9 protein-coding genes are annotated in these 9,212 nt (G+C 38.5%); 5 read left to right on the forward strand and 4 right to left on the reverse strand.

The features are described 5' to 3' along the window. Positions 1 to 218: 218 nt before the first annotated feature. Positions 219 to 692 (reverse strand): (2Fe-2S)-binding protein, encoded by a 474-nt coding sequence (locus EA365_16485; GenBank protein TVQ41896.1) that lies wholly within the window; start codon positions 690 to 692, stop codon positions 219 to 221. A gap of 120 nt (positions 693 to 812) precedes the next feature. Here EA365_16485 and EA365_16490 point away from each other — a divergent pair, with 120 nt between their 5' ends. Further along, positions 813 to 3,038 carry a copper-translocating P-type ATPase gene (locus EA365_16490; protein TVQ41897.1) on the forward strand — a complete coding sequence of 742 codons (2,226 nt, stop codon included), beginning with the start codon at positions 813 to 815 and terminating at the stop codon, positions 3,036 to 3,038. A 108-nt stretch (positions 3,039 to 3,146) separates the two neighbouring features. Here the strand turns inward: EA365_16490 and EA365_16495 are convergent, their stop codons facing one another. Next, complete coding sequence (locus tag EA365_16495; GenBank protein ID TVQ41898.1) at positions 3,147 to 3,908, reverse strand: phycobilisome rod-core linker polypeptide CpcG; 762 nt, start codon at positions 3,906 to 3,908, stop codon at positions 3,147 to 3,149. A gap of 533 nt (positions 3,909 to 4,441) precedes the next feature. Further along, a complete protein-coding gene (locus EA365_16500; protein TVQ41899.1) occupies positions 4,442 to 5,032 on the reverse strand; it encodes a phycobiliprotein lyase in 591 nt (196 codons plus the stop codon). A gap of 192 nt (positions 5,033 to 5,224) precedes the next feature. On the opposite strand from EA365_16500, the gene EA365_16505 reads away from it, so the two are divergent. Further along, a complete protein-coding gene (locus EA365_16505; GenBank protein TVQ41900.1) occupies positions 5,225 to 5,392 on the forward strand; it encodes a phycobilisome degradation protein NblA in 168 nt (55 codons plus the stop codon). A 90-nt stretch (positions 5,393 to 5,482) separates the two neighbouring features. Here EA365_16505 and EA365_16510 read toward each other — a convergent pair whose 3' ends face one another. After that, positions 5,483 to 6,517, reverse strand: a complete 1,035-nt coding sequence (locus tag EA365_16510) for a LysR family transcriptional regulator (GenBank protein TVQ41901.1) — start codon at positions 6,515 to 6,517, stop codon at positions 5,483 to 5,485. 107 nt (positions 6,518 to 6,624) lie between these two features. Here EA365_16510 and EA365_16515 point away from each other — a divergent pair, with 107 nt between their 5' ends. From EA365_16515 to aroA, 3 genes are all read left to right on the forward strand, one after another. After that, positions 6,625 to 7,341 carry a hypothetical protein gene (locus tag EA365_16515; GenBank protein TVQ41904.1) on the forward strand — a complete coding sequence of 239 codons (717 nt, stop codon included), beginning with the start codon at positions 6,625 to 6,627 and terminating at the stop codon, positions 7,339 to 7,341. Positions 7,342 to 7,428: 87 nt separating this feature from the next. Next, positions 7,429 to 7,770, forward strand: coding sequence for a thioredoxin (locus EA365_16520; protein TVQ41902.1), 342 nt, complete (start codon positions 7,429 to 7,431; stop codon positions 7,768 to 7,770). An 85-nt stretch (positions 7,771 to 7,855) separates the two neighbouring features. After that, positions 7,856 to 9,178, forward strand: a complete 1,323-nt coding sequence (aroA, locus tag EA365_16525; protein TVQ41903.1) for a 3-phosphoshikimate 1-carboxyvinyltransferase — start codon at positions 7,856 to 7,858, stop codon at positions 9,176 to 9,178. The last annotated feature ends 34 nt before the right edge of the window (positions 9,179 to 9,212 follow it).

The raw sequence follows: 9,212 nt of genomic DNA on the forward strand, positions 1-9,212 counted from the left end.
TCATCTCACGCTTATTTGAGAAAATAAAGCTTGAGGCTTCTCGCGGTTAAGCTAAATAAGATAAACCTGCAGATAACCAACGCGATCGCGTTGGTTATCTCTGAAGTAAAGCATCACCATGATTAATAACAAAAAGTATTGAACCGACAATTAAAGCTACTTTCAATGCAGTTGATGCAAATTGAGGACTAATTAAACTACTCAGAAATAAGAAGGTCTTATTGTTTTTCATTCTGTTGTAAACTTTTAGTAACCTGACGCACATTTGCCAAACAGCAGCTACCTTGAGGATTATTTACCTCACAACCACATCGTTTAGCTTTGATATGATTACGAATAGATATTTCTGCACTTGTTTGACCTGTTTGATTAATTTCTGACTCAATACGTTCTCTTGTCCAACCAAAGCAATAGCAGACAGGAACATCGAACCTTTGCTCTTTTTGAAATACAGGTACTTTGATTTGGTCGATGCTAAATGTCTGACCTTTACCATTAAAATAAACTACCTGACAATCTGGTGTCAAACAAAAAAAATATTCTGTATTGGGATTCACTTGTTCTAAAGCAGAAGGTTGAAGTAAGCTTTTAAGGGTAATCAATTGAACTAGCTTACCCTTTTCCCCGTTTATGGGACAACATGAGTCAGCAAAATTTTCAGCAGTAGAAACGCAGCAAGGAGTTTTAGTCATAGTTTTTCTTCCTATTATTTTGGGATTGATGTTTAAATTTTAATAATTCTTAACCTTAAACTCTTGACTCTCCAGTTTACTAGAGACTTTAACATAAAAAAAAGCTAGAGAGTCCTGATTATGAAAAAAGATAATCTCAAAATAACAGGAATGAGTTGCGCGGGTTGTGCTAGTAGAGTAGAAACAGTAATTACCCGCATTCCTGGAGTAGAATCATGTTATGTTAACTTTGCTTTAGCTGAAGCTAGTCTAAGTTATAATCCCCAACAAATTAGTTTAGGGAAAATCCAACAAATAGTCACTCAAGCGGGATATCCCGCTGAGATGATTACTCCGGAAATAGATACTAGTCAAACCACAGAAAATCTTAGTTTAACTAGAAAAGTCATCTTCGGAGGAATCAGCAGTATCTTACTGATGATTGGAGCATTACCGATGATGTTTATGATACCCTTACCCCAAGGGTTGACTTGGTTATCTCTACACTGGGTACAATTTATTATTACTACTCCTGTGATGATTTGGTGTGGTCAACCCTTTTTCAGTGGCGCATTGAAAGCCCTAAAACAACGTAGTGCTAACATGAATACCTTAATAGCATTAGGTACAGGTTCAGCCTATATTTACTCAGTAATAGCCACAGTCTTTCCACAATGGTTTAAAAGTATCGGAATACATCCAGAAGTCTATTACGAAATAGCCGCGGTAATTATCACCATGATTTTACTAGGAAAATTATTAGAAAATCGTGCTAAAGGACAAACCACCGCAGCGATTACTAAATTAATGGGTTTACAACCTAAAACAGCTAGAGTACTTAGACAAGGAGAAGTAGAAGATATCCCCATAGAATCGGTAACAGTCGGGGATAAAGTGATGGTACGTCCAGGAGAAAAAATACCCGTAGATGGCATAATTATTGAGGGAAACTCCACTATTGATGAAGCAATGATTACGGGAGAAAGTATCCCAGTGGAAAAAAGACCCTCAGATGAAGTAATCGGGGCTACTATTAATAAAACAGGAAGTTTTATCTTTCAAGCTACTAAAGTAGGTAAAGAGACGGTTTTAGCCCAGATTATCGCTTTAGTTAAACAAGCACAAGGATCTAAAGCCCCAATACAAAGATTAGCCGATCGAGTTATTAGTATATTTGTACCCATAGTCATGGCGATCGCCCTGGTTACCTTCATCCTCTGGTTACTAATCACCCAAAATCTAAGCTTAGCCTTAATTAATACCATCGCTGTACTAGTTATAGCTTGTCCTTGCGCTTTAGGTTTAGCTACCCCAACCTCAGTGATGGTAGGAACAGGAAAAGCCGCGGAATTAGGTATCTTAGTTAAAGATGCTCAAAGCTTAGAAATAGCCCAAAAACTCAATACTATAGTATTTGATAAAACAGGAACTCTCACCGCAGGAAACCCTAGAGTAATTAACTTTAGTACTAGTAAAGGAGTCGATAATTCCCAAACAAGAGAACTTATCGAATTAGCAGCTATAGTAGAAAAATACTCAGAACACCCCTTAGCAGAAGCGATCGCCCGTTACGCACAACAACAGGGAGTCAAGTTACCCTTTGCAGACGCAGTAGATTTTTTAGCCTTACCAGGAAAAGGAGTACAAGCTATAGCCAAAGGTAAATTAGTGCAAATTGGCACAAAAACCTGGTTAGAAGAAATAGAAATCACCGATAATAATTTAGACGCTTTAGCTAGAGAATGGCAAAACGCAGCTCAGACGGTTATCTGGTTAGCAGTCAATCAAGAAATTCAAGGTATTTTTGGTTTAGGAGATAGTCTCAAAGAGAGTGCAATTCCTACTATCCAAAAACTCAAACAAAAGGGATTAGAGATAGTGATGCTGACAGGAGATAACCAAAAAACCGCCACAGCTATAGCTTCTCAACTAGGTATTGTCAAAGTTTTCGCCCAAGTCAAACCCTTCGACAAAACCAGGATTATCAGTAGTTTGCAACAAGAAGGTAAAATAGTGGCTATGGTAGGGGATGGTATTAACGATGCACCAGCTTTAGCTCAAGCTGACTTAGGGATAGCCATTGGTACAGGAACAGATGTAGCGATCGCAGCAGCTGATTTAACCCTTATTTCCCCTGATTTAAATAGTATCATTACTGCGATCCGACTCAGTCAAGCTACCGTTAGCAATATTCGTAGTAACTTATTTTTTGCTTTTATCTACAATATTTTAGGCATTCCGATCGCAGCAGGTATTTTATATCCTTTGACTGGTTGGTTATTAAACCCTATTTTAGCAGGTGCTGCCATGGCTTTTAGTTCTGTTTCAGTAGTTACTAACGCTTTAAGACTGCGTCGTTTTAGGTGACACACTAAATTAGAGAGTATTCTTAGATTGACAAGATAACCGGGTTACCAGTCACCCTGCCAATCCTAGACTACTCTCTTTTAATTAACCTTGGGTACAACTTAAGACTTACTTTTTACGGTAAGGGACAGAAGCCTCAATGTTAATATTCATAGCAGATACCCGAGGTGTGGGGCTTCCTTTGGGAGCAATATTGCGAGCCATATTCAAGAATAGATAAGGATCTCCTGCTTGGGGAGCTTTTTCTTGAGGTGTAAAACGTTTGATCGCGTTTTGCCAAATAATTTGAGGGAAACCTAACTGTGCTCGATGGTAATCATTGTAACGAGGTGTTTTTAAGTTAAAGGGAGTTTCGCCTAAATCTCTTTGGGGTAGGTTACGACGACGTTGGAAAGGAACAATATCATAACCAAAATTAGTCATGTATTCTTCGCTATTAACTAAAGCTTCGATAAATCCTTTTACCCCTTTGGTAGCAATTACGATTGACCAAGCAATTTTTTCTTTTTCGTTATAGACATCTCGTCCTAAAATACGTTGAACGCAGATTTCGGCAAAACGATAGTTACTGTTGGGTTGGTAATTGAATCTGATAAAGGGGTCAGATGTCGCTAATCCTGCGATAAAATCCCGAACCGTTAGTTGACCTGAACGGAATTGAGACTCTAGAAAAGTTTGACGATTACTTTTGAGAATCTGGTGTTCACTAAAGATTTGTCGATAAGCTGCCCAAATTAAATCATCTAAATCCGAACCAGAAAGTAAATTTTCCGTCGTGTAGATTCTGGGTTGCTCTTCACCTGGGACTTCATATCCTGCAACGCGCTGATTTTGGCTCACAGGAGTATAGTTTAAAAGAGGAATAGCCAAGAGAAAACCTCCATATCTTGTGGATCTTATAAAACTTTATACCTAATCATAAGGGAGTAAGGTACTATTACTGCAAAATGTTAAAAAATGTTATCTAAAATTTAACCAATCAAGTAGTATTTAATGTTTATAAAAGATTTTAATTTAGATACATCATTCTGAAGTTAATAATAATAACCGGTGGGAATCAAGGGCAATAAACCAAGGTAGAGGACGATGTCTGAGCATTTCCCATTTTTCTGATAACTAAACCAATGAGCAGTACAAATAAGAATTTTCGCTTTTTTTTCATCGCTTCTTGACCTGAGCAAGTATAAATAACATCATGCCAAGATTTTTACCTAAAAGTTGTGACTAAAATAACATAATTAGGTTTTAGGGGGAACGGTAGAACGGTGTTATTCCGAATGCGCGAATGCGCGAATTAATGATTTTTTCGCGCATTATTCCTTCCCACAGGAACCACACTCCCTATACTTCCCACTCCCATAGTTGAGAACTTTCTCAACCCTGAGAGAAGGATGGGGGTGATTTTACCAACCACTCAGAGAAAATAACTCTGTAGCTTCTTTTGTCTCTGGTGATTGCTCTTGTTGTTGATTGTCTTGGGTACGAATTTCTACAGAAAATGTAGCTGTATTAAAGCCTCCAAAGCGTTTAACGGTACTAGTTCTTACTCTCATATTTTCACCAACAAACCAAAACCGCTCAAAAATACTCATGGTTTCGTATTCTGTGACTAGTACTAAAGCTTCTTCTTCGTCTATATAATAATCCCCAGCTACTGGCATGATTTCGGCGTACCCTCTCTCCCGCAGTAGTTGACCTTGTTTTGGGTTAGTCTCCTCGGGGATTAAAGCAAATACCGTCTTTCCTGAGTGATTCTCATCTTCTTTATCCCAAGCCATAGAGGCGTTCCACTCTACTAACGCTCCTCCTACGCTTAGTTGAGGATTGACAGCGTGAATTTCACAAATTTCTTTAATGCTCGGGTGATTCGCTTCTAAAGATTCTACTACTATATTTGAATCCCCTGTTTCTGCTCTTCTAAAGGGAAGATGATGGGTAGTCCGCAGCGATCGCCATTTACCCGCACTCCGCTGAAAAAATTCCATTGCATCCACTGGTTTACTCTCCTTGAGTGATTGTTGATACTGTTCTCTCTAGATTAACTTGCTAACTTTAATTATGTTGCCATTTTTTCTTGTCTCGCCTTTTGTTAAGTTTTATGACTTTAATTAATTATGGCTTGACAAACTAGACAAAATAGCAGTTATGTGTTAAGTTTATTTACAGTCAGACCAGGAGTACATCTTATGGACAAACAAGAAAATCTCAGTCTAGAACAACAATTTAAGCTACAGGTTTTATCTAAACAAGTAAAAACCTTAAGCAAAGAAGAAGCTCAAGACCGTCTCATTGAAGTCTTGCAACAAATGATGGTTAAAGATAACCTGATGAAGAAGTTACTAAAAAATGCTTAACGGTAATATTTATTAAACAGCTTGGGAATTTTTATCTAAATTATTACATTTATGTTATAGACTATAGGGACTAGGGAAATCTAGTCCTTATTAGTCAGTTGGGGGTTCTAAGTCAGCTAACTCTTCAGAATCGCTTAAATCAGAAGTAATAGTCCCAAAATCGGGGGGTTGAGGATAAAATTGTTCAAACTGTAGATTTTCAGGTTGATTACTAAATAAAGGTAGAATCTCTTCCATAAAAGCTTCAGCAGCTTTAGAACGATATCTCTGGGTACTAATAATAACTGAGAGCATTCTTTTGATTTGTACTCCTTCGATTCCAGGACTAGAGAGGATGTGCATTTCTAATTCTTTGGCGATCGCGGTAATAGAGACAAAAGCTGCGCCTAAACCTGATTGGACAGCATTTTTAATCGCTTCAATAGAATTAAGTTCCATCTCAATTTTTAAGCGTTTAGTGTCAATATCGTAGCGACTGAGCACTTGATCGATTACTTTACGAATGGTGGATTGAGAATCTAGGGTAATAAAATTAAGTTCATAGAGAGCCTCTTTGGGAATAGTAGTCTCTTTTGCTAAACTATGTTTAGGGGGTAAAATCAGGGCTAATTCATCTTCAGCGTAGGGAATAATTGTCAAAGTTTCCTGTAATTCTGGTGGGACTTCTCCTCCAATAATCGCTAAATCAACTTGTCCATTGGCTACCCCCCAAGACGTACGACGGGTAGAATGAACTTGTAGTTGTACGCCTACTTTAGGGTATTTCTCTCTAAACAAACCAATCATCCTAGGAAGAAGATAAGTACCAGTAGTTTGAGAAGCACCAACTATGAGTGTTCCGCCTCGCAAACTTTGTAAGTCTTCTATAGCACTACAGGTTTCTTGACAGAGACTGATAATTTTCTCACCATAAAGTAAAAGTAATTTTCCCGCTTCTGTTAATTGAGCTTTGCGACCACCGCGATCAAACAGAGGTACATTCAGCTGTTTTTCGAGGTTTTGCACTTGTAAACTAACAGCAGGTTGAGAAACATAAAGACTGTCAGCAGCTCGTTTAAAACTCCCTTCTGTAGCGATCGCTAACAGAATACGGAGTTGATCAATACTAAAAGGAATTTCGGACATAGAAAGAAATACCCATGGGGATCTAGATCAGCTATCTGAATTTGAGATTATCACAGAAAAGTCACCTACTTCCGTTAAAATCATCAATGGTGTTAATTTATATTCCCATGAAATTAGCAAATTGGCTCACTAATAGTCACACAATTATTTTAGGACTCTTGTTAAGTTTTGCCATTGTCCATAGTGGTTTAGCTGCGTTAAGACTATGGGCTGAAGCAAAAATAGGTGCTAGACTGTATCGGGTCTTATTTGCTTTAGCTAGTCTGAGTTTAGCGGTGGTGTTAATTATTTATTTTTTTAATCATCGTTATGATGGTATGATTCTTTGGCAAGTCCAAGGAGTACCAGGAATTAAACAGCTAGTCTGGATAATTTCGGCGATTTCTTTTATTTTTTTGTATCCTGCGACTTTTAACTTGTTAGAAATAGCGGCGATCGCTAAACCAGAGGTACACCTTTACGAAACGGGAATCATTAGAATTACTAGACATCCCCAAATGGTGGGACAAATTCTCTGGTGTATAGCTCATACTCTGTGGATTGGGAGTAGTTTTACTTTAGTTACTTCTCTTGGTTTGATAGCACATCATATTTTTGGGGTGTGGCATGGGGATCGTCGTTTAAGCTTACGTTACGGTGAGAGTTTTTTAGCAGTTAAGGAAAGAACCTCGATTATCCCTTTTAAAGCGATTATAGAGGGAAAACAAAGTCTAAAATGGTCAGAATTTCTGCGACCTGCTTATCTTGGGGTGTTAGTATTTGTGCTATTATTATGGTATGCTCATCCCTGGCTGCTCCAAGCTACAAGTAAAATTTATTGGTAATAGTTTCAATTACCTTTACTACGCGATCCCAAATGATCTAGCATAATTAGTAAGTCCAGATAAAAATCCTTTTTTAAAAACCAGCTTATGCTTCTTTCAGTCACAGAAACAACTTTTGGTCAAGAAATTTTACAATCACCCCAACCCGTCTTAGTTCATTTCTGGGCCCCTTGGTGTGGTTTATGTCGTTTGATTAACCCTGTTTTAGCTAAATTTGAGACAGATTGGGAAGGTCAAATCAAAGTTATGGGTATCAATGCTGATGAAAACTTTAAATTAGCCAATTTTTATAAACTAACAACTCTTCCTACTCTTATCCTTTTTGATAAGGGAACAGTTATTAAAAGAATCGAAGGATTTCAAAACAGAGAAGAATTAAGTCGGTTACTGAATGCAGCTATGTTGAGTAAAATAGCTCACTCTGTTTGATTATAACTAAAAAAAATATTGATAACGGTTGGGTTAACCTACGGGAAACCCAGCATTTTTTCTGAGATAAAAAGGAAGTACAAGAATGATTGAGTGGGAATCAGAACAACGAGACCTGGTCATTACTCCTCCCCAAACCGGAGTATCTCTCCAAGGAACAATAAAAGTACCAGGAGATAAATCAATCTCACACCGCGCATTGATGTTAGGAGCGATCGCCACAGGGACAACGACAATAGAAGGATTATTATTGGGTGAAGATCCCCAGAGTACAGCGTCTTGTTTTCGCGCAATGGGAATAGAAATCAGCGAGTTAAACACCGCAAAAGTGATTGTTAAAGGTAAAGGAGAATTAACAGAACCAACAGATGTATTAAACGCGGGAAACTCAGGGACAACCATGCGTTTAATGTTGGGTTTATTAGCTTCAACACCAGGTAAGTTTTTTAGCGTCACAGGAGATCAATCACTGCGATCGCGTCCTATGTCGAGAGTAATTAAACCCTTAACCCAAATGGGAGCACAAATATGGGGAAGACAAGATAATAATCTCGCACCTTTAGCAATACGAGGACAACAATTACAACCCATTGTCTATCATTCTCCTATTGCTTCAGCTCAAGTTAAATCTTGTATCCTTCTAGCGGGTTTAGGAGTGGAAGGAAAAACTACGGTAAAAGAACCAGCTTTATCCCGAGATCACAGTGAAAGGATGTTGCGCGCTTTTGGTGCAGAAATAGAAACAGATCCCGAAACCTTTTCGGTAACTGTAATGGGTAAACCTAAACTATTGGGGCAACATGTTATAGTACCAGGAGATATAAGTTCAGCAGCATTCTGGTTAGTAGCAGGAGCAATCATACCCGATAGTGAGTTACTCATTGCCAACGTGGGGATTAATCCCACTCGTACTGGTGTACTCACCGTGTTAGAAAACATGGGAGCAGGGATCACTAAGGAAAATGAACGGATAGTCGCAGGAGAACCTGTAGCAGACCTACGCATACGCAGTAGTAAATTAACTAGCTGTACCATCGCAGGAGAAATTATCCCCAGTTTAATCGACGAGATACCAATCTTAGCCGTAGCTGCAGTATTTGCTCAAGGGAAGACTATAATAAAAGACGCGGCAGAATTAAGGGTAAAAGAGAGCGATCGCCTAGCGGTAATGGCTAAAGAGTTAAATAACCTCGGAGCACAAATTACTGAGTTACCAGATGGTTTAGAAATAGTTGGAGGTACACCCCTAAAGGGTACAGAGGTTGATAGTTATACCGACCATCGCATCGCCATGAGTCTAGCGATCGCCGCTTTAGCAGCATCAGGAACTACAACTATTCACCGCGCTCAAGCTGCTGCTGTCTCCTATCCCGATTTTATCGATACTTTACAAAAAATATGTCTCTAAACCAATTCTGGACAGAAATACTCGATTTTACAGA

The organism is Gloeocapsa sp. DLM2.Bin57 (assembly GCA_007693955.1).
Classification (GTDB): domain Bacteria; phylum Cyanobacteriota; class Cyanobacteriia; order Cyanobacteriales; family Gloeocapsaceae; genus Gloeocapsa.

Excerpts from the sequence above, each read along its gene's own strand:
- EA365_16485 (TVQ41896.1), bottom strand. The coding sequence starts at position 692 with ATGACTAAAACTCCTTGCTGCGTTTCTACTGCTGAAAATTTTGCTGAC.
- aroA (TVQ41903.1), top strand. The coding sequence starts at position 7,856 with ATGATTGAGTGGGAATCAGAACAACGAGACCTGGTCATTACTCCTCCC.
- EA365_16510 (TVQ41901.1), bottom strand. The coding sequence starts at position 6,517 with ATGTCCGAAATTCCTTTTAGTATTGATCAACTCCGTATTCTGTTAGCG.
- EA365_16520 (TVQ41902.1), top strand. The coding sequence starts at position 7,429 with ATGCTTCTTTCAGTCACAGAAACAACTTTTGGTCAAGAAATTTTACAA.
- EA365_16505 (TVQ41900.1), top strand. The coding sequence starts at position 5,225 with ATGGACAAACAAGAAAATCTCAGTCTAGAACAACAATTTAAGCTACAG.
- EA365_16490 (TVQ41897.1), top strand. The coding sequence starts at position 813 with ATGAAAAAAGATAATCTCAAAATAACAGGAATGAGTTGCGCGGGTTGT.
- EA365_16515 (TVQ41904.1), top strand. The coding sequence starts at position 6,625 with ATGAAATTAGCAAATTGGCTCACTAATAGTCACACAATTATTTTAGGA.